This window comes from Bradyrhizobium sp. F1.13.3, assembly GCF_040548265.1.
Lineage (GTDB): Bacteria > Pseudomonadota > Alphaproteobacteria > Rhizobiales > Xanthobacteraceae > Bradyrhizobium.
The window spans coordinates 374,712-395,215 of sequence record NZ_JBEPRI010000007.1; the positions used below are offsets into that span (position 1 = coordinate 374,712).

General features: G+C 64.5%; 18 protein-coding genes. 6 read left to right on the forward strand and 12 right to left on the reverse strand.

Translation table 11 applies throughout. From position 1 onward, the window contains the following. Positions 1-154 precede the first annotated feature (154 nt). Both ABIB66_RS21495 and ABIB66_RS21500 read left to right on the forward strand, forming a co-directional pair. Positions 155-1,312, forward strand: coding sequence for an MFS transporter (locus ABIB66_RS21495; RefSeq protein WP_354058899.1), 1,158 nt, complete (start codon positions 155-157; stop codon positions 1,310-1,312). A 31-nt stretch (positions 1,313-1,343) separates the two neighbouring features. Continuing rightward, positions 1,344-1,535, forward strand: a complete 192-nt coding sequence (locus ABIB66_RS21500; RefSeq protein ID WP_354058898.1) for a hypothetical protein — start codon at positions 1,344-1,346, stop codon at positions 1,533-1,535. 5 nt (positions 1,536-1,540) lie between these two features. Here ABIB66_RS21500 and ABIB66_RS21505 read toward each other — a convergent pair whose 3' ends face one another. Further along, complete coding sequence (locus tag ABIB66_RS21505; RefSeq protein ID WP_354058897.1) at positions 1,541-2,395, reverse strand: N-acyl homoserine lactonase family protein; 855 nt, start codon at positions 2,393-2,395, stop codon at positions 1,541-1,543. A gap of 78 nt (positions 2,396-2,473) precedes the next feature. After that, entirely contained in the window at positions 2,474-3,424 is a 951-nt protein-coding gene (dmeF, locus tag ABIB66_RS21510; RefSeq protein ID WP_354101082.1) for a CDF family Co(II)/Ni(II) efflux transporter DmeF, read from the reverse strand. Between the two features lie 196 nt (positions 3,425-3,620). Here dmeF and ABIB66_RS21515 point away from each other — a divergent pair, with 196 nt between their 5' ends. Together ABIB66_RS21515 and chrA are read left to right on the forward strand one after the other, a co-directional pair. After that, complete coding sequence (locus tag ABIB66_RS21515; RefSeq protein WP_247298211.1) at positions 3,621-4,439, forward strand: chromate resistance protein ChrB domain-containing protein; 819 nt, start codon at positions 3,621-3,623, stop codon at positions 4,437-4,439. Continuing rightward, complete coding sequence (gene chrA / locus ABIB66_RS21520; protein WP_354210750.1) at positions 4,439-5,824, forward strand: chromate efflux transporter; 1,386 nt, start codon at positions 4,439-4,441, stop codon at positions 5,822-5,824. Before ABIB66_RS21515 ends, chrA begins: the two co-directional genes overlap by 1 nt. A 183-nt stretch (positions 5,825-6,007) precedes the next feature. Here the strand turns inward: chrA and ABIB66_RS21525 are convergent, their stop codons facing one another. Beyond that, complete coding sequence (locus tag ABIB66_RS21525) at positions 6,008-6,826, reverse strand: alpha/beta fold hydrolase (protein WP_354210749.1); 819 nt, start codon at positions 6,824-6,826, stop codon at positions 6,008-6,010. A 481-nt stretch (positions 6,827-7,307) separates the two neighbouring features. On the opposite strand from ABIB66_RS21525, the gene ABIB66_RS21530 reads away from it, so the two are divergent. Continuing rightward, entirely contained in the window at positions 7,308-8,231 is a 924-nt protein-coding gene (locus tag ABIB66_RS21530; protein ID WP_354210748.1) for a LysR substrate-binding domain-containing protein, read from the forward strand. 1,043 nt (positions 8,232-9,274) lie between these two features. Then, the gene (locus tag ABIB66_RS21535) at positions 9,275-10,489 is read left to right on the forward strand and encodes a YeeE/YedE family protein (protein ID WP_354210747.1); all 1,215 of its coding nucleotides are present in this window, start codon (positions 9,275-9,277) and stop codon (positions 10,487-10,489) included. A gap of 55 nt (positions 10,490-10,544) precedes the next feature. On the opposite strand, the gene ABIB66_RS21540 is transcribed toward ABIB66_RS21535, so the two are convergent. The 9 genes from ABIB66_RS21540 to lepB all read right to left on the reverse strand — a co-directional run bounded on the left by ABIB66_RS21540 (position 10,545) and on the right by lepB (position 20,392). After that, positions 10,545-12,089, reverse strand: coding sequence for a GMC family oxidoreductase (locus tag ABIB66_RS21540; protein WP_354210746.1), 1,545 nt, complete (start codon positions 12,087-12,089; stop codon positions 10,545-10,547). Positions 12,090-12,093: 4 nt separating this feature from the next. After that, positions 12,094-13,644, reverse strand: a complete 1,551-nt coding sequence (locus tag ABIB66_RS21545) for an ABC transporter substrate-binding protein (protein ID WP_354210745.1) — start codon at positions 13,642-13,644, stop codon at positions 12,094-12,096. Between the two features lie 255 nt (positions 13,645-13,899). Next, complete coding sequence (parC, locus tag ABIB66_RS21550; RefSeq protein ID WP_354210744.1) at positions 13,900-16,158, reverse strand: DNA topoisomerase IV subunit A; 2,259 nt, start codon at positions 16,156-16,158, stop codon at positions 13,900-13,902. Between the two features lie 61 nt (positions 16,159-16,219). Further along, the gene (locus tag ABIB66_RS21555; protein WP_354210743.1) at positions 16,220-16,504 is read right to left on the reverse strand and encodes a hypothetical protein; all 285 of its coding nucleotides are present in this window, start codon (positions 16,502-16,504) and stop codon (positions 16,220-16,222) included. A 99-nt stretch (positions 16,505-16,603) separates the two neighbouring features. Further along, positions 16,604-17,356 carry a DNA repair protein RecO gene (gene recO / locus ABIB66_RS21560; RefSeq protein ID WP_354255491.1) on the reverse strand — a complete coding sequence of 251 codons (753 nt, stop codon included), beginning with the start codon at positions 17,354-17,356 and terminating at the stop codon, positions 16,604-16,606. Between the two features lie 90 nt (positions 17,357-17,446). Beyond that, complete coding sequence (locus tag ABIB66_RS21565; RefSeq protein WP_275167881.1) at positions 17,447-17,827, reverse strand: hypothetical protein; 381 nt, start codon at positions 17,825-17,827, stop codon at positions 17,447-17,449. Between the two features lie 21 nt (positions 17,828-17,848). After that, positions 17,849-18,775: a GTPase Era gene (gene era, locus ABIB66_RS21570; RefSeq protein ID WP_354210741.1), complete on the reverse strand. Its 927-nt coding sequence runs from the start codon at positions 18,773-18,775 to the stop codon at positions 17,849-17,851. Further along, entirely contained in the window at positions 18,765-19,631 is an 867-nt protein-coding gene (gene rnc, locus ABIB66_RS21575) for a ribonuclease III (RefSeq protein ID WP_354255494.1), read from the reverse strand. The genes era and rnc overlap by 11 nt, the downstream gene beginning before the upstream one ends. Further along, positions 19,628-20,392 (reverse strand): signal peptidase I, encoded by a 765-nt coding sequence (gene lepB / locus ABIB66_RS21580; RefSeq protein ID WP_275167883.1) that lies wholly within the window; start codon positions 20,390-20,392, stop codon positions 19,628-19,630. Before lepB ends, rnc begins: the two co-directional genes overlap by 4 nt. Positions 20,393-20,504: the final 112 nt, after the last annotated feature.

Genomic DNA, 20,504 nt, shown 5'->3' on the forward strand with positions numbered 1-20,504 from the left:
AAAGGCGGCGCGCGGACCTTGCGTCGCCAAAGCTCCTGCTCAGGGCCGAGGCTCCCGCCCGCGGCAGGTCGCATATGTCGCGGACGCTGTTGACGCGCTCCCGCCTCGCGCTGCAAATGCGAGTGATGCCACCGCCGATCAGAAATACGGGGATATGAGCCAGCGCCAGCTTCCGATCATCCTGGCGCTCGGTACCACGCAGACCCTGGCCTGGGCCTCGAGCTACTATCTGCCGGCGCTGCTCGCCGATCCCATGGCGCGCGATCTCGGCATCTCCTCCAACTGGGTCTTTGGCGCGTTCTCGGCCTCGCTGGTGATCTCGGCGCTGCTCGGGCCACGCATCGGGCGACAGATCGATCTGGTCGGCGGCCGGCAGGTGCTCTCGGTGTCGAACCTGACGATCGCCGCCGGCCTCATGCTGCTCGGCCTCTCGCAATCCGTGGCGGTGATGGCGATGGCCTGGCTCGTGCTCGGCATCGGCATGGCAATGGGGCTCTACGACGCCGCCTTCGCCGCGCTCGGCCGCATCTACGGCACCGAGGCGCGCAGGCCGATCACCGGCATCACGTTGATGGCGGGCTTTGCATCGACCGTCGGCTGGCCGCTCACCGCCTGGGGCCTGTCGCATTTCGGCTGGCGCGAGACCTGCTTTGCCTGGGCCGCTGCCAATATCCTGATCGGCCTGCCGCTGAATTTCTTCATGCTGCCGACAATCAAGGGCGCTAGGCAGGCCGCAGCGACCGCAGAGAAGCCGCATCTGCCGCTCGACCGCACCATGATCCTGCTCGCCTTCGTTTTCGCCGCGGTCTGGACCGTCACCGGCGCGATGGCCGCGCATTTCCCGCGTATCCTGGAGACCACCGGCGCGACGCCGGTGGAGGCGATCGCGGCCGGTGCGCTGATCGGCCCCGCGCAAGTGGCCGCGCGGGTTCTGGAAGCGGGCTTCCTCAGCCGCTTTCATCCGCTGTGGTCGACGCGGCTCGCCTGCCTCACCCACCCGATCGGCGCGGTGGTCGTGGCGATCTTCGGCGGCGCCGCGGCTAGCGCGTTTGCGCTATTCCACGGCTCTGGCAACGGCATCCTGACCATCGCGCGCGGCACGCTGCCGCTGTCGATCTTCGGTCCCAAGGATTTCGGCTATCGCCTCGGCATCATCGGCGCGCCGGCACGGATGGCGCAGGCCGTGGCGCCGCTGGCCTTTGGCCTGCTCATCGACGTCATGGGCGCCAAGGTGCTGATCGTCTCGTCCGCGCTCAGCCTCTCGGCACTGGCCGCGCTATTCATGATCCGCGCGCAACCGCGGCCGGATTGACCGGGCGGAAGCTTTCGCGCACAAGCGGAGCATGACCGACGACACGCGCCCGCCCCGCACATTCAAAGGCCTCCTGCGCTGGGCGACCACGCCGCCGCAGGCCTGGGGTGTCTATCTCCTCGCCATCATCCTGGTCTGGCTGATCTCCTTCTACGCCGGCTCGCTGAAGCCGAAGAAGGCGCCGGACGCGAGCCCGCCCGCCGTGACCGCGCCGAAAGGCTAGCCGCGTCAGTCATAAAACTCAGGCGACATCTTCTGGCTGTCGCGCTGGGACTTGTCGTGGTTGATCCAGAGCTGCGCCTTCTCCTTGCCGAGCGTGTCGGCGATCTTCTGCATCGAGGCCGCGCTCTGGTCCTTGTTGGCATTCATGCTGGGCACACGGCGGTTGTCCCAATTATCCTTGAAATGCACGGCGTCGCCCGACAGCACGACGGCGCCGGTCTTCGGCAGCTTCACCAGCAGCGATTGATGTCCCGGCGTATGGCCGGGCGTCGACAGGATGGTCACGCTGCCGTCGCCGAACACGTCCTTGTCGCCCGCAAGCAGCTCGACCGGATGGGACGGCTTGAAGCGCGGCTCGTTGTTGGCGCCGGGCCAGTCATACTCGGCCTTCTGCACGTAGAGCGTGGCGTGCGGGAACAGCTCGACATTGCCGGTGTGGTCGGGATGGGTGTGCGAGACGGCCATCATCTTGATGTCATCCGGCTTGAGGCCGAGCTGTTCGAGCTGGGCGGCAAGCGTCTTCGGCCGGCGCCAGGTCACCGCCTTGGGATCGGCGGGCGCGAGGCCGTTCGGCATCGCGGCGACTGCGTCGGCGATGCCGGTGTCCCACAGGAACCAGCCCTTGGCGTGCTTGACCAGATAGCAGCTGTCGACGAAGTCCATCGTCTTGCCCTCATTGAGGCCGGGCGTCCAGCGCGAGATGTCGCCGGCGGTGCCCTCCCCGCAATTGAGGACGTAGAGCTTTTCGACACCGGTCTTTTCGGATTGCGCAAGCGCCGCATGACCGGACAGAACGAGTGCAGCGACGGCGACAGCGAGCTTGATCCTTCGCGCGATCCTCGGCGTGATCTTTGGCGTCATTCGTTCCTCCCTTGCAGCCATTGTCGGCTGTGACCGAGGGTCAACCCCGGCCAGTTCGCAGAATTCCCGCAGACCGATTTAATGCGGGCAGGTCTCGACCTCGACGGTGACGTGGCTCAGCCCCTTGAGCCCGGCGAGCCGCCTCTTGTAGACGGCCGGCTGCTTCGGCGTGTCCGACACCACCGAGATCAGCACCGCGCAATGGCCGGGACCGACCTGCCACAGATGCAAATCGGTGACGCGGTCGTCGCCGACCTCCATGCGCGCCCGGATCACACGCTCCAGCTTCTCGTCCGCGCGCACGTCGAGCAGCACCGCGCCCGATGTCTTGATCAGGCCGAACGCCCAGCTTGCGATCACGGCACTGCCAATCAGGCCGACGGCCGGATCGGCCCAGGTCCATCCCGAATACATGGCGACCACGAGCGCGGCGATCGCCAGCACCGAGGTCGCTGCGTCCGCCATGACGTGGACATAGGCCGCGCGAAGATTGTTGTCGTGATGATGCTGGTGATGATCATGCTCATGATCCTCGTGATCATCATGCGCATGGCCGTGATGGTGGTGATCGTGGCTGTCACGGAGCAGCCAGGCACTGGCGAGATTGACGCACAGGCCGAGGGCAGCGACCGCGATCGCCTCGCCATAGACGATCGGCACCGGCGTGATCAGCCGCAGCACGCTCTCATAGGCGATCTCGACCGCGATCAGTCCGAGGATGATCGCGCTAGCGAAGGCGGCGAGATCGCCGAATTTGCCTGTGCCGAAGCTGAAATGCGAGCTCCCCAGATGCCGCCGCGCAAAACGATACGCGAATGCGGCAATCCCCAGCGCCGCCGCATGCGTGCCCATGTGCCAGCCGTCGGCGAGCAGCGCCATCGAGCCGAACAGCGAGCCGGCGACGATCTCGCCGACCATCATGACCAGCGTCAGGACGACGACGAGCCAGGTGCGCCGCTCGTTCTCGTCGTGCTTTTCGCCCAGAAAGGCGTGGTCATGGGTCCATTGTTCGATGGAATGGGAATGCATCACAACGTCTCCGAAAGGTCCGGCCCGTTGACCCGCAATATAGACCTGCGGGGGTCCCGGACAAAATCCGGCGAAACGAGCCGATTGACAGATAGGTGACGTTTCGATGTAATGAAGTGCATGGGGATTTGAGCGATCTCCCCACGAGGCGACATGCCCAAGTATCGCGTCCCGTTGTTTTTCACGAGGGCGCATCATGTCTTCCTACACCACGATATCATCTGACAAACTGGCACGGTTGATCGGCACGGCGAATGCCCCTGCCCTGATCGACGTGCGCACCGACGAGGATTTTGCCGCCGACCGGCGGTTGATCCCGGGTTCGATCAAGCTCAGCCACGACAATGTTCCGGAATGGGGTGCCGAATTCGCCGGCCGCACCGCGATCGTCTCCTGCCTGCGCGGCGCAAAGCTGGCGCAGGGCACGGCGGCCTGGCTCAGGCAGCTCGGGGTTCAGGCCGAGACGCTGGAAGGCGGCTTCGAGGGATGGAAGGACGCAAAGCTGCCGCTGCTGGATACCCGCAAGCTGCCGCCGCGCGACGCCAAGGGCCGAACCGTCTGGGTGACGCGGGCGCGGCCCAAGGTGGACCGCATCGCCTGCCCCTGGCTGATCCGACGCTTCGTCGATCCAAACGCGGTGTTCCTGTTCGTGGCTCCGTCCGAAGTGGTTGCCGTCGGCGAACGCTTCAAGGCAGCCCCGTTCGACATCGAGAACGTGTTCTGGAGCCACCGTGGCGAGCTCTGCACCTTCGACGTGATGATCGAGGAGTTCGGGATTGCCGCGCCGGCGCTGCTCCGGCTCGCAACGCTGGTGCGCGGCGCCGACACCGCGCGCCCCGACCTTGCGCCGGAGGCCCCCGGCCTGCTCGCAGCTTCGCTCGGGCTGTCGCGGATGTATGATGACGACCTCGAACAGCTCGAGGCCGGCATGCTGCTCTACGACGCCTTCTATCGCTGGTGCCGCGACGCCACGTCTGAGACCCATAACTGGCCGACCAACAAGGCGAAGGCTTGATGGATACCCGTACGACCGACACAGGAGCTGATGCCGGCCACGGCGTCAGCTTCAGTGAAGCCTTTCGCGTCTGGCTCCGTGTCGCCTGCCTGAGTTTTGGCGGGCCCGCGGGCCAGATCGCGGTCATGCATCGCATCCTGGTCGAGGAGAAGAACTGGATCTCAGAAGCCCGTTTCCTCCACGCGCTCAATTACTGCATGCTGCTGCCGGGCCCGGAGGCGCAGCAGCTTGCGACCTATGTCGGCTGGCTGATGCACCGCACCGCCGGCGGGCTGATGGCGGGCGGGCTGTTCATCCTGCCCGGCATCATCGCCATCATGGGCCTGAGCTACGTCTATGCCGCCTTCGGCAATGTCAGCTTCGTCGAGGCGCTGTTCTTCGGGCTGAAAGCCGCCGTGCTCGCCATCGTCGTCGAGGCGGTGGTGCGGGTCGGCAAGCGCGCGCTGAAGAACCGCATCATGATCGCGCTCGCCGCGATCGCCTTCGTCGCGATTTTCTTCTTCGCGATCCCCTTCCCGGTCATCATCATCGCCGCAGGCATCATCGGATACATCGGCGCCAAGCAGGGCCGTCCGGAATTCGCGCCGGCCGGCCACGGGCCTGCCGGCAGCAGCGCCGTGATCGACAGCATGCTCGGCGACGCTGTGCCCGAGCATGTACGCCCCAACACCGCGCGCGCGATCCGGGTCGGCGCGTTGTGGCTGGCGCTCTGGCTGGTGCCGGTGATCGCGCTGTTGCTCGCTGTCGGACAAGACAGTGTCTTCAGTCACATCGCGCTGTTCTTCTCGAAAATGGCGCTGGTCACTTTCGGTGGCGCCTACGCCGTGCTGGCCTATGTCGCCCAGCAGGCCGTCGAGCACTATCACTGGCTCAAGCCGCACGAGATGCTCGACGGCCTCGGCATGGCCGAGACCACGCCGGGCCCTTTGATCATGGTGCTGCAGTTCGTGGGTTTCATGGCCGCCTTCCGCGATCCCAGCGGCCTGTCGCCGATTCTTGCGGCCACGCTGGGCGGATTGCTCGCGACCTGGGTCACCTTCACGCCCTGCTTCCTCTGGATTTTCGTAGGCGCCCCCTACGTCGAACGGCTGCGCGGCAACAAGGGCCTCGGCGGTGCGCTCAGTGCGATCACGGCCGCCGTCGTCGGCGTGATCCTCAACCTCTCGATCTGGTTCGCGCTGCACACGCTATTCCGCGAGACCGTGCCGGTGCACACCTTCCCGTTTGCCTTCGACATGCCGGTCCTGACCAGCGTCGATGTGCCGGCGCTGCTGCTGTCGATGGCGGCCGCAACCGCGATCTTCCGGTTCAAGCTGGGGATGCTCACGGTGCTGGCTGGCAGTTGCGCGGCGGGCGTAGCGTTGCGGCTGGCGGGGGTGATCTAGGACGCGAACTCAGTGGTTCGTTGCGTCCGGGGTGCCCTTGAAGGCGTCACTAAGCCGTCAGATTGCATGGCGGCTATGGGCCAAAAAGCGGCTGTCGTACACCGTCTCTTGAACTGGAAGGAGAGGCCGCCTTGCAAACGGCATCTCCTTCGTGCGGGAGGCGATAGTGGATGAGAGATGTCGTCAAGACCTGATGAACGAAAGCAGGTCGGGGTTGAGGACATCCGCATGCGTGGTGAGCATGCCATGGGGATAGCCGGGATAAGTCTTCAGTGAGCCCTTCTTCAGCAGGTCGACCGCACGCGGCACCGAACTTGCGAACGGGACGACTTGATCAGCCTCGCCATGCATCACCAGCACCGGCACGGTGATCTTCTTCAGGTCTTCGGTATAATCTTCGAGCCAAGAGTCGACGGTTGCGTAATGAGCGAGGGCACCGCCCGCCATGCCTTGACGCCACCAGTTCGCAATGATCGCCTCCGAAGGCTTCGCTCCATCTCGGTTGTAGCCGTAGAACGGATTCTCAGGGACGAAACGGTAGAACTCCGACCGGTTGCCCAGCACGCCTGCCCGGATCGCTTCGAACCACTCCGGCGGCTGACCGGACGGGTTGTCCTCGCTCCGGTACATGTTCGGCGTCAGTGAAGCGACCAGCGCCGCCTTCGCGACGCGCTCCTGGTGGCGAGCGACATAGCGAGCCACCTCACCGCCGCCCGTGGAGTGGCCGATGTGGATCGCGTCGCGCAGGTCGAGGTGTTCAGTCAGGGCGGCGAGGTCGGCAACCCAAGTGTCCATGTCGTTGCCGGTGACGGGCTGGTCGGACCGGCCGTGGCCGCGCCGGTCGTGGGCAATCACACGATACCCGTGATGAAGGAAGAACATCATCTGGGCATCCCAGTCGTCCGCTGTCAGCGGCCAGCCGTGGCTGAACACGATCGGCTGACCTGATCCCCAATCCTTGTAGAAGATGCTTACGCCGTCTTTAGTCGTGATCGTCGACATCGAATCGCTCCATCTGCGCTGTTAGATCTTTGTTGAAAAGTTTGCGGACGGGGGTCTAAAGAAGCAGGCAAGCCCAAGCTGATCAGGCCACAGACCGCGCCCCCTGGCTTTCCAAAAGACACGATGTTCAGCCGCCTCGCCGGTGAGCTCTTGCCGTGGCGACACCGTTCGCCGACGCGTTATCGCCGGATCCGGCACGGCGCTATTCGTCGCCCCTGCCCATTCGTGCGCGTTTCCCGCTAAATGAGGGACACCACTCTCGATCCCGCTGCAGAATTGTCGAGGCCGTACTGAATTGCGATCACGCCGTGCCTATCGGCCTGGAGTGTTGCGATCACTCTGCTGAAGTCGATACTACGCTTCGGCGAAGACATTGTTCGTTGTCCTTTTTTGGTTGAAGACCGCGAAACGGAATCCCTCTTTGGCTCCTGACCAAGACCTTGTAGGCTCCAAGCTATGCCTGGAAGATATACGAGGGATCATGGAGCTCCGGCACCTGCGCTATTTCGTTGCCGTCGCCGAAGAAGGCAGCCTGCTGAACGCCGCCGAACGGCGACTGAACACTTCCCAGCCGTCCTTGAGCCGGCAAATTCGCGATCTGGAAGCCGAAGTCGGCGTCCAGTTATTGGAGCGCCAGGCGCGAGGCGTGACGCTGACCGCTGCCGGACGCGTGTTTCTCGATCATGCGCGGCTAGCGCTGCTGCAGGTCGAGGCCGCAACGGAAGGGGCCCGGCAGACGGCGCAACCGCAAAGGCCCGTCCTCTCGATGGGCTTTCTCGTCGGGCTGGAGGTGATGTGGCTCCCCCAGTTGCTGCGCATCCTCCGCGAGGAAGCCCCGGATGTCGACGTGACGCTCAGCACGCAATCTTCGCCAGAACTCGCACTGGCATTGATGCGGGGAAAGCTGGACATCGCTTTCCTTCGTCCGGAGAAGGACAACGAAGGCGTCGTCTTTAAGATATTAGCGAAGGAGCCCTTGATTGCCGTGCTGCCAGCCGAACACCGCTTGGCATCACGGAAGAAGATTCGTCCGCAGGATCTCGCCCGCGAGATCTATGTCAGCTCGGCAAGAACATCGCCGGTCTTGCAAGAGGTCATACAGAATTACGCATCTCGGGTCGGCATTACCCTCAAGGCGAAGTATGAAGGCGAAAACATATCATCGGCCATGTCGCTCGTGGCTTCCACAGGCGGAATTAGCCTCGTTCCGCTCTATGCGCAGAACATGCTTGCACCGAACGTCGTCGCCAGAGCGCTCGAGGGCGGCACGCCGACGGTCGATCTAGCGTTGGGATACAATCGGACCAATCCGTCGCCCCTGCTCCGCCGTCTTTTGTCCCGCGCGGATGAATTGGTCGCAAGCGTTCAAAACCAGAGCATCATTCGCTACGTTGAAGCTGACTAGTAGCCGATGCGAGAGTCCGCTTCGGGTCACAAGCCGTCGATGATGTCGGAGCCGAACAACTCCCGCTCCGCCCTCAAAAGCTGCCGTCTCTCAGCACTTTGGGCCAAAGCTCGTCCCCCTCGCCTCCCCGTGCACGTCGGGCAAAACAGCCGCGACCATTTCCGCCACACCGCCTGTCAAGCCCACCCCGCGAAATATTCCACTTTACCGAAATTCGGATTTTACGTACAAGCGACACACCCTGGCCCGAGACAAGGGGCGGATCGCGATCGTCACGAACCGCGGGCTGGGTAGCGATGGACGCGACGGCGTCGGGCGCGATTGCATTGCAGGGCGGCTTCGGCTGTGAGCAATGGCATTCGTGCCTACGACACGGCGCCGACAGCGTCTTCGCATGGCTTCGGGTGCGAGCACACGCCAGCTCCCGAAGCGACATGCGAGGACGTGCGCGGACGAACAAGTCGTGTGGTCCTGACGCCCGGGGTCTGTGCGTCAAGTCCTGCGGTGATGTGGCGGTCCAACCGGGCGCGCGCATCAGTCATCTGCATGGCGACGGGGGCAATAGTGCATCGCTCCCCGGGGAGAGCACGAAGGACACGTTAAAACCATCGCGCAGGGAAGGCCGGGCGATCCGGCGAACCTGTGGTCCACCCCGTGTGCATTTCTGTCGCGCACGGACCTGCGGGTGCCAGCCGGCGCCCGGCCTTCCCTGCGCCCTTGTCTCAACGAGGGTGATGCGATCGGGCAAAACTCGGGCGGAACGCGCCGCGAGATCGCGAACTCTCGTCCGCTGTTTGAAACGTGTAACGGAGCGATGGCTGGGCGAACCTCACCCTCGGTGTCATCGCCCGGCTTGACCGGCGACCCAGTACTCCGAGACGATCGTGATCGAGAAGCCGCGGCGTACTGGATGCCCCGGTCGAGCCGGGGCATGACAGCCTTTCCTAGCGCCATCGCATCAGTTCCAAGGTGGAAGATTGGAACGGGAAGAATTCGCCCCGGTTAGCTCCCACTGCCGAAGAAATCCGCTTCTTGGATGTGCCATGACCGATCTATCTATCGATGCTCGACTGCTTGCCCCTGACAATGATCGGCACGGCGCCAATTTCACGGTCGTCGTTGTCGCGGCGGCAATTCTTCTGGCGGGCGCAGCGGCCTTGTCAGGCACGATCTCGTGGCAACAGGGATTGTTGTTTCTTCTCGGAGGCGCACTTGGCCTGACGCTGTATCATGCGCTGTTCGGGTTCACCTCGGCCTGGCGCGTCTTCATTGTGGCGCGACGGGGCGCCGGTCTCCGTGCGCAAATGGTCATGCTGGCGCTGGCGACGGCCCTGTTCTTTCCGGCCCTCGCGCAAGGTACGCTGTTCGGCGTCGCCGTGCATGGCGAGCTCGGCGCGGTGGGCGTGGGCATGCTGACCGGGGCGTTCCTGTTCGGCCTTGGAATGCAGCTCGGCGGCGGCTGCGCGTCGGGAACGCTTTATACCGCCGGCGGCGGCAACACCCGGATGCTGGTGACACTGGCGGCCTTCATCGCCGGATCGACGCTCGGTGCGTTGCATCTGCCGTGGTGGAGCGCGCTGCCGAACATCGGCGCCGTCTCGTTGATCGAACGGCTCGGATGGCTGCCGGCGCTCGTGCTCTGCTGGGCCGTGATGGCTGCGATCTACCTCACCACCGTCAGGGCCGAGATCGGCCGGCACGGCGAACTCGAGCCGGGAGCGCGGACGAAGCTGCAAGGCCTACGCCGCTTCATGCAGGGGCCGTGGCCGCTGCTGTGGGGCGCGATCCTGCTCGCGATCGGAAATTTCGCCACGCTGTATCTCGCAGGGCGCCCATGGGGCATCACCTCCGCTTTCGCGCTCTGGGGATCGAAGATCCTGATGAGCCTCGGCGTCGACGTCGCGTCATGGCCCTATTGGCAGGGCCCGCGCGCTCCGTCGCTGCAGCAAAGCGTCTTCGCCGACATCACCTCCGTGATGGATTTCGGCATCATCCTCGGAGCGTTGCTGGCCGCTGGCCTCGCCGGCAAATTCCATCCGACCTGGCGCATCTCCGCATCCTCGCTCCTCGCCGCCATCATCGGCGGCCTGCTGCTCGGGTATGGCGCCCGGCTCGCCTATGGCTGCAATATCGGCGCCTACTTCAGCGGGATCGCATCGGGCAGCCTGCATGGCTGGTGCTGGCTGGTCGCGGCTTTCGTCGGCAACATTCTGGGGACACAGCTCCGACCGCTGTTCGGCCTGGCCGTCGAGCGGTAGGTCTTCGTCTGCGCGCTGTTTCGTCAGACCGTCATGGCGGGACCGGCGATTGAACTCAACGCATCATCATCCGCGCGATCGCTTCCCCGATCACCACCGTCGTGAAGTGGGTGTTGGCCCGGCAATCCGACGGCATGATCGAGGCGTCGGCGACGCGCAGGCCCGCGATGCCCTTCACCGTACCATCAGGATTGACCACGCCGTCGGCGTCGTTGACGCCGGTCATCCGGCAACTGCCGGCAGCGTGCTGGATATCGCCGGTCTCACGGCGCAGCAGCGCGTCGAGCTCGTGATCCGGCAAGGCCGCAGCCTGCGGCAGCGTCAGATCCGTGTCGGCGAGCCGGATCCAGTCGGCGATGCCTGATAGCGCCGGCTCGGAGGTGATCACGGCCAGCCGCTTCACCGCATCCATCATGCGCAGCATGTCGCGGGGATCGGCCAGCATGTTCTCCTCGACGACAGGATCGATCGCGGGATCGGTCGAGGCCAGCTTGAGCGTGCCACGAGAATACGCGTTGAACAGCCCGGCGCCGATCGCGCCCGGCACGCCGATGCCGCGGTGGTTGAAAGCGATCAGGATCATGTCGCGCTTGCCGCCGTCGGCGAGGCCCGACGAATAGGTCACGCAGCAATTGGTGTGGCGGGTGTCGGGATCGGTGGGCCGCAGGTTTTCGTGGAGCTGGATCGTGGCGCGAAACAGCGGATGGTCGAAGAAGTGCTTGCCGACCGGCAGGTCGCGCTCGACCGCGATGCCCATCGCCTTCAGCTCATCCGCGGGTCCGATGCCCGAGCGTAGCAGGATCGCCGGGCTGTGGATGGCGCCGGCGCACAGCACGATCTGGCGCGCGCTGATATCGCTGGTGCCCTGCCCCTCGATGTGGACGCGGAGGCCGGTCGCCCTTCCGTCGCTGATCAGCACGCGGTCGACCAGCGCATGCCCGCGAATTTCCAGATTGGCGCGACCGCGCGCGGGCTCGAGATATCCCTCGTTGGTGGTGATGCGGCGGCTGTCGCGGCTGTTGATGGGATAGCAAGCGACGCCCTCGCCATCAGGGCCGTTGACGTCGGCGCACCAGGGATAGCCGCTCGCCAGCGCCGCATCGCGCAAGCCGCGATCGATCGGCCCCCATTTTTCCGGCGGCGCCCGATAGACCGGCAGCGGTCCGCCGCGGCCGTGGCCTGCGAGGTCGCCGAATTCCAGGTCATCCTCGATCACAGAGAACAACGGCATCACGTCCTTGGCCGACCAGCCGGTGCAGCCATTGGCGGCCCATTCGTCGAACGCATCGGCGACGCCGCGGATGGCGATCTGGCCGTTCATCATCGACGAGCCGCCGAGCCCCTTGCCGCGCCAGTAGAAGCGCGGCTCCTGGCCGGCCACACGGCGCGTCAGAATATCAGGCCATTGCCACTTCTCCTGGTACTCGCGCTTGTGGATGATCGGGATGGGATTCGGCGTCATCACCTCCCAGGGCGCCTCGTCGGCGCGCCAGTCCAGACCCGCCTCCAGCAGCAGGACGCGCCGTGCGGGATCTTCCGAGAGCCGTGCCGCAACAGCGGCGCCGGCGGAGCCGCCGCCGACAACAATGACATCGTACATCGCGCTACTTCTCAACGTTCCAGAACACCGGGATGGCGGACGGTATCAGACCGCGCAAACTGGCGCGAGAGGCGGCGGGCTGGGCGAATTGGCCCCACGGTATTGCGGGTGCCTGATCGTACATGACGGCCTGGATCTCGCCTGCGATCTTCTTGCGACCCTCCTCGGCGGGCGCCTTGGCAAAGGCTTCCATCAGCGGCGTGATGCGCGCATCGCACTGCCAGCCGGTGAAATCGGCGCAATTGAAGGCAACCATCACGTTGGTCAGCGGCGAGCCGAGGTCGAAGCCGCCGGCGTGAACGCCATAGACGCTCCAGCCCTCCTTCTTGGCGCGGCGCGCCAGCACGCTCGCCCAGTCCATCACCTGGAGGTCGACGGTGAAGCCGGCCTGTTTCAGCCGCTCGGCCAGCACCTGCGCCGAGACGCGCGGGGCTTCAAGATCGTTGGCCTCCATCACGATGACAGGCTCGCCGGCATATTTTGTCGCCTTCAGCGCGGCTCTCGCCGCCTCGATCGACGGGCTGACTGCGGCGTCAGTCCCGGCCTTGCTGTCATAGGTGGTGCCGCAGGTGAAGTACGTCGCGCAAGGTGCCGCGTATTTGGCGTCCAGGCCGAGTGCGTCCAGCACCTCGCGCTGATCGACCAGCTTCCACAGCACGCGTCTGATGGCGGGATCGTCGAACGGCTTTGATGCGGCATTGAGGCGATAAGCTCCGGCGAACATGTTGCCGCCGGTGAAATTGACCAGCTTCACCCGTGAGTTCTTCTCCATGGTCGGCAGCAGATCGAACGGCGCGTATTGCATGAAATCGACTTCGCCGGCCTGCAGCGCGGAGGCTGCAGTCGCGCCATCTGGAATGACGCGGATCTCGAGCGTATCGAGGTTGACGCGCTTGCCGCCGGCGAGGAAGTCGGCAGGCTCGGGACGCGGCACATAGTCGGCGAACTTCTTCAGGACCATGCGATCGCCGGTGCGGTGACCGGCTTTGCTGTAGACGAACGGGCCGGAGCCGACGATCTCGGTGATGCGCTGGTCGCCGGGCGTTTTGGCAATGCGCTCAGGCATCATGAAGGCGACCGGGCTGACGGGATTGCCGAGTGCGTCGATGACGAGACCAGACGGCTCCTTCAGCGTCAGCACGAAGGTTTTTGCGTCGGTCGGTTCGAGCGAGGCCGTAATCGCGAAGATGCGGCGGCCGAGCGCACTGCGGGTGCCCCAGCGCCGCAGCGAAGCGACGCAATCGGCGGCGGTGACCGGCTGGACGTCATGCCATTTCAGGCCATCGCGCAGCGTGAAACTGTAGGTCAAGCCGTCGGCGGAGACCTTCCAGTCCTGCACCATCTGCGGCTTGATCTCGCCTTTGGAATCCTTCGCAAACAGCGTGTCGAACACCATGTAGCCGAACGTGCGCGAAATATAGGCCGTGGAGAAATGCGGATCGAGCGTGACGATCTCCGCCTCGAGCACCGCGACGAGATTGCCTGCCGCATGCGCCGGTGCCGCGGTCAGCGCCAAGGCGAACAGCGCTGGAATAAAAGCCTTCAGTTTGGACATTGGTGCCTTTGCCGTTTTGACTGAAACGTTTGCAGTCGCCAGGAAAAAGCAATGTTCGTGCCCGTTCGATGAAAGCACTCATGCGCACACGGCTATCTGCCGCGCGTTTGCGCGCCACACCCTCACTGTCATCGCCCGGCTTGACCGGGCGATCCAGTATTCCAGAAAAAGCTATGATTGAGCCGAGAAGTCGCGGCGTACTGGATGCCCCGCCTACGCGGGGGCATGACACTGTCGATATGGCGACGGCCAGCCCTACCCGATCACCCTGCCGAACTTGTTCGACTTCGGGAATCCCTTCGGCGGCAGACGGCCGGCGTCGGCGCGGGAGCCTTTCCACTCGGCGAGCTCCTTCATGGTCGCAGAGAATTCGCGTCCTGCGGAGTCTTTCCAGGTCAGGCCCGTCTTGGCGTCGAACACGACGATGTCCGAGAGGCCGCCGTCCTTGTACTTCTGCAAGCGCACGCCGCGGCCGCGGGCCATCTCCGGTACCTGGTCGAGCGGGAACACAAGCATCTTGCGGTTCTCGCCGATGACCGCGACGGTATCGCCGAGCACTTCGGTGACCGTGCGCGCCTCGTTCGGCATGTCGACATTGAGGACCTGCTTGCCCTTCTTGGTGGTGCCGACGCAATCGTCCTCGTTGACCACAAAGCCCTGGCCCTCGTGGCTCGCGACCAGGAATTTGCGTCCGCCCTTGTTGACGAACAGCGTGACCGGCGCGGCCTCCGGCTCGAGATCGATGAACTGGCGGATCGGCTCGCCGTGACCGCGGCCGCCCGGAAGTTTTGCGACATCGAGCGAATAGAACTTGCCGTTAGTGGCGAACAGCAGCAGCTTCGAGGTCGTTTCCGCGAAGAACGCGAACCCGAGCTTGTCGTCCTGCTTGAAAGCCAGGCCCGAGAGATCCTCGACGTGGCCCTTGAGGGTGCGGATCCAGCCCTTGTCGGAGACCACGACCGTCACCGGCTCGCGCTCGACCAGAGCCTCTTCGATCGCGGCGAGATCGTGTTCGGGCGCGTCGGCAAAGGTGGTGCGGCGCTTGCCGAGCGGGGTCTTCGGTCCGAACATGTCGCGGACCTTTCCGACCTGCTCGCCGACCTTCTTCCACTGCTCGGGTTCGGACGCCAGCAATCCCTCGATGCCCTTCAGCTCCTTGCGAAGATCCTTGTCCTCGCTGCGGATCTCCATCTCCTCGAGCTTGCGCAGGCTTCGCAGCCGCATGTTGAGGATGGCTTCGGCCTGCACCTCGGTGAGCTTGAACGCCTTGATCAGCGCCGGCTTTGGCTCGTCCTCATTGCGGATGATCCTGATCACCTCGTCGATGTTGAGATAGGCAATCAGCAAGCCGCCGAGAATCTCCAGACGGCGCTCGATTTCGGCCTTGCGATGATTGGTGCGACGGATCAGCACGTCGCGCAGATGGTCGAGCCATTCGCGCAAGCATTCCGCGAGCCCCACGACTTTGGGAATGCGGCCCTTGATCAGCACGTTGAGGTTCAGCGGAATCTTGTTTTCGAGCTCGGTCAGCCGGAACAGCGATTCCATCATCAGCGCGGGATCGACGTTCTTCGATTTCGGCTCGATCACAATACGGACGTCTTCGGCCGACTCGTCCCTGATGTCGCCGACCAGCGGCAGCTTCTTCTGGTCCAGCAGCTCGGCGATCTTCTCGATCAGCCGCGACTTCTGCACCAGAAAGGGTATCTCGGTGACGACGACGACCCAGGTGCCGCGCGCGCCCTCTTCCTGCTCCCATCGGGAGCGGACGCGAAACGAACCGCGGCCGGTGGTGTAGGCTTCAGCGATCGCCTGCTTTGAATCGACGCAGATGCCGCCGGTCGGGAAATCCGGACCCTTCACCCATTTCAGCAGCGCCTTGGATTTTGCGTCGGGCTTCTCGATCAGATGCAGCGCGGCGTCGCAGAGCTCGGCGGCGTTGTGCGGCGGGATCGAGGTTGCCATGCCGACCGCGATACCTTGCGCACCGTTGGCGAGCAGGTTCGGGAAGCCGCCGGGCAGGACGATCGGCTCTTTCGACTGGCCATCGTAATTGGGGCGGAATTCGACCCCGTCCTCATCGATGCCGTCGAGCAGAAGCCGCGCGACGTCGGTCATGCGCGCTTCGGTGTAGCGGTAGGCGGCGGGATTATCGCCGTCGATATTGCCGAAATTGCCCTGGCCGTCGACCAGCGGGTATCGCGAGGAGAAATCCTGGGCGAGACGCACCATGGCGTCGTAGATCGCCTGGTCGCCGTGCGGATGGAACGAGCCCATCACGTCGCCGACGATTTTGGCGGATTTCTTGAACGCCGTGCCCGGGTCGAGCCGGAGCAGGCGCATGCCGTAGAGGATGCGCCGGTGCACCGGCTTCAGGCCGTCGCGCGCATCGGGCAGCGCGCGGTGCATGATGGTGGAGAGCGCGTAGGCAAGATAGCGCTCTTCCAGCGCCTCACGCAGCGGCACCTCGTGAATTTCGGCCGGTTCCTCCGGCGGAATCAATCGTTTTCCCATGCCGCCCGGTTAAACCGTGGAAGCGAATCGGGCAAGGATCGATTGGTTCCCTGTAGGCGGCCTACTGGCCGGCCCAGCCTGCGGTGAAGGTCTGGGTGGGTGGCGCGGCTTTAGCCTGCGCGGTGACCGGGGCATTGGTCAGGCACCGCCGGGCCGTCTCGATCTCGGCCTCCGTCGCGCCCTTGGACCGGGCCCATGCCTCTGCGGCTGCAGCGGAATATTTGGCCACATAGAATCTGACGACGGTACAGGAGGCACGGCGAAAGACGCCCGGCTGTTCACCCGCGAGGGCGTCCGGCGCCAGCGCGATCAGCGCTGCCGATATCACAAGTCCCTTGATCAGCATCAGGATATCCCCGGTTGGAACCCCGGGGGCAAGTCAGGGAAACCCGGTTTCGTTCCACAGCGGACCGACATATTGCGACAATGCAGAGCCGCGTCAGGCTCATGGCGCGGGCATTGTGGCCTTTGCCTGCTGTCGAATCAGCGCGTTGATGAAGCCTGCCCGCGCGTCGGAATGGCCCTGCCCGCGCGGCTCCAGCACGTGGCGCAGCAGGAAAAGGCCGGTCAGTCGAAAGCCGTCCTGGAGATCCTCGTCGGTGAGGTCGCCGTGCACCTCGCCCTGGCGCAGGAATGGCGGCAGCCGCAACAGGCGGTCGCGCCACGGCTCGCCCGCCCCGCGCGACACCGCGCCGCCGGATTTGGGCGAGACGTAGATCAGGTCCGTGGTCTCTCCGGTCACCGCGCAGTTTTCCAGCGCCAGCCCGAAGCCGAGTTCGGTGAGCATCGCCAGCTCGAAATGGATCACGTGTACGGCGGCGCTGCCGATGTCGTCGAAATCGTCCAGCGAATGTTCGAGCAGCGCCAGGAGGTTTTCGTGCGGATCGCGCTCTGGCAGCAACCGCGCGATCGAGGCGAGATGGGTGATGCCGTAGACGCCGTGGGATGATCCCAGCAGCGTCGCCGCCCGCAGCTTGAGGCCCTCGATGGCATAGGTGCCGAGATGCTCGTCGAGCCGCGCCCGCCACACCACGCTGAGGCTGTTGCCGGGCTGCAGCAGCGGCCGCATCCGCGAGCCTGCGCCGCCGCGGACGAGACCGAGATGGCGGCCGTGCGCACGGGTCAGCAGCTCGACGATGGCGCTAGATTCGCCATGCCGCCGCACCCCCAGCACGATGCCTTCGTCGGTCCATTCCATCGGTGAAGTCTAGCGGATTCCGGTCTTCAATCGTAGGGCGGATTGGGCGGGGCCGGAAGCTGAAGCGCCGCTAATCCACCCGGCGCGGCCTTACGCGTTAAACCAGCCCTGCGCGTCGCCGCGAAACGAGAAATACAGCCCCATCGCCGTCAGCACGCAGGAGACGATCTCGATGGCGCTGTCGAGTTCCATGCCCTTCTGGCCGATGATCTGGCCGAGCGAGATCACCGACAGCACGAGCGCTGCCGCCAGCACCCAGCGCGGCCAGTTCTTGCGCCCGTGCGCGGCCAGCCTGACGAAATAGACCAGCAGCAGGATCATGCCGCCGGCGAACAGCATCGACGTCATGATCATCTGCTCGGTCATCTCGGCTGTGGGCGTGCGGTCCTGCACCGCCACCGACAAGGCATCAAGCATCAACGATGCATAGAGCAACGCTTCGAAGCGCCGTACGTTGCTGGGTACGCTCATCGCTGACCGATCTTTTCTTGGTTATTCTTTGGGAAATTCCAGGCCCATCTCGCGGTAGCGATCAGGATCGTCGCTCCAGTTCTCGCGCACCTTGACGAACAGGAACAGGTGCACCGGCACGCCCAGGATCTCGCCGATCTCCTTGCGCGAGTCCGCGCCGATCGACTTGATGGTGGCGCCGCCCGCGCCGAGCACGATCTTGCGCTGGCTTTCGCGCTCGACGAAAATCGTCTGCTCGATGCGCACCGACTTGTCCTTGCGCTCCTCCCACTTATCGGTCTCGACCGTGGACTGGTAGGGCAATTCCTGGTGCAGCTTGCGAAAGATCTTCTCGCGGGTGATCTCGGCCGCAAGCTGCCGCATCGGCGCGTCCGACATCTGGTCTTCGGGATAGAGGAACGGACCCGGCGGCACGATCTCGGCCAGTGTATGCCTGAGATCGTCCACGCCGTCGCCGGAAATCGCCGCGATCATAAAGGTCTTTGCGAACGCCATGCGCTCGTTGGCGGCCTGCGCCAGCGCCAGCAGCTTCTCGCGCTGGACCAGGTCGACCTTGTTGATGACCAAAATCTTCTCGTGCTTGACGCTGGCGACCTTGGTGAGGATCGCCTCGGCTTCCTCGTCGATGCCGGCCTTGGCATCCAGCAGCACGCAGACGAGATCGGCATCATGCGCGCCGCTCCAGGCGGTCGAGACCATGGCGCGGTCGAGCCGGCGCTTGGGCAGGAAGATGCCGGGCGTATCGACCAGGATGATCTGCGCGTTGTTCTCGATCACGATGCCGCGGATCAGCGCGCGCGTGGTCTGCACCTTGCGCGACACGATCGTGACCTTGGCCCCGACCAGCGCGTTGACCAGCGTGGATTTGCCGACGTTGGGCGCGCCGATCAGCGCGACGAAGCCGCAGCGCGTCGCAGTGGGCACCTCGCCGCTTGCTTCAACCGTCATTGCCGCCGCCAACGCCTTCACGTTCGATCATCACTGAAGCTGCCACCTTCTCTGCCGCGCGCTTGCTGCCGCCAATACCTTCCGCCGGAGCGAGTCCCGGCAGGTCGACCGCGACGCGGAATTGCGGATCGTGATGCGGGCCGGTGCGCTCGACCTCGCGGTAAACCGGCGTCGGCAATCCCTTGCCCTGCGCCCATTCCTGGAGAACGGTCTTGGGATCGCGCAACGGACGCCGCGGCTTGTGCATGCGCTCGGTCCAGTTGCGCTTGACGAAGTCGGCCGCCGCCGCGTAGCCGCCGTCGAGGAAGACGGCGCCGATCACGGCCTCGCAGATGTCGCCGAGCACGCTCTTGCGCAGGCGCGCGTCGGCGCTGGAGCCGACCGAGCCGAGCTTGATGTCGTCGCGCAGACCGAGCGACTTGGCGACATCGGCGCAGCTCTCTTTGCGCACCAGTTCGGCAAGTCGCTTGGACAGCTCGCCTTCGTCGGCGTTCGGGAAGGTGTGATAGAGCATGTCGGAGACGACGAGCCCGAGCACGTGGTCGCCGAGGAATTCCAGCCGCTGATAGCTGTCGCCGCGCTTGCGCCCGGACTTCAGCGCGGAGACATGCGTGATGCCTTGCATCAAGAGGTTCGGATCGGCAAAGCTGTAGCCGATGCGTGCCTCGAGCCCCGCATTCGCATCCGAGCCCCTGGCCTTGCTGCTCCGCACCCGCTTCTTCTTTGCAGGCGCCTTGTTTTCAGGCGTCTTGATCTCAAGGGTCTTGTTCTCAAGACTCTTGGTCGCAGCTTCGCCGTCGGGGCCCGCTTGCGCCTCGGTCGGCAGGGTCGCGATGTCCTTGGCTTCGTCTTTCATCGGACGATTTTGAAGAAGCGATTCCAGCGCACCGCCCAGGGCCAGCGCCAGAACATCCAGGCATGCTCGCCTTCGGCGATCGAGAAGAAGATCATCTGGGCGCGCCCGATCAAATTCTCCTGGGGCACGTAGCCGACCTGACCGAGGAAGCGGCTGTCGGTGGAGTTGTCGCGGTTGTCGCCCATCATGAAGAAGTGGCCGGTCGGCACGGTGTAGACGTTGGTGTTGTCGACGTAGCCGTTATCGGCGCAGTCCAGCGTCTCGTAGGACACGCCGTTAGGGAGCGTTTCCTTCCAGCGCTTCACCCGGGAGACGCCGCTGCCTTCAGCGCCGCAGGGGTCCTCGCCGACAAATTCGCTCATGCGCTGCCGCTCGACCGGCGCGTCGTTGATGTAGAGCAGCCCGTCCCGCATCTGGATGCGGTCGCCGGGAAGGCCGATCACGCGCTTGATGTAGTCGGTGGAATCGTCCTTCGGCAGGCGGAATACGACGATGTCGCCGCGGTTCGGGTCCGAGCCCCAGATCCGCCCCGAGAACAGCGGCGGCGAGAACGGGATCGAGTAGTGGCTGTAGCCGTAGGAATATTTCGAGACGAACAGATAGTCGCCGACCAGCAGTGTCGCCTTCATCGAGCCGGATGGGATGTTGAACGGCTGAAACAGGAAGGTGCGGATCACCAGCGCGATCAGGAGAGCGTGGATGACGACCCGGATCGTTTCGCCGACGCCGCTCTCAGTTTTCGTTCCTGAAGTCACGCTCATTGCTCTCTCAATTCCGGCGGGCGGTCACAGCGCGCCCTCCTCCCGCGAACAGCCCATCGCTCGCGGCCGAAGGAGATTGTCCTGATTCTGATAATGAGGGCCAATTCCGGCG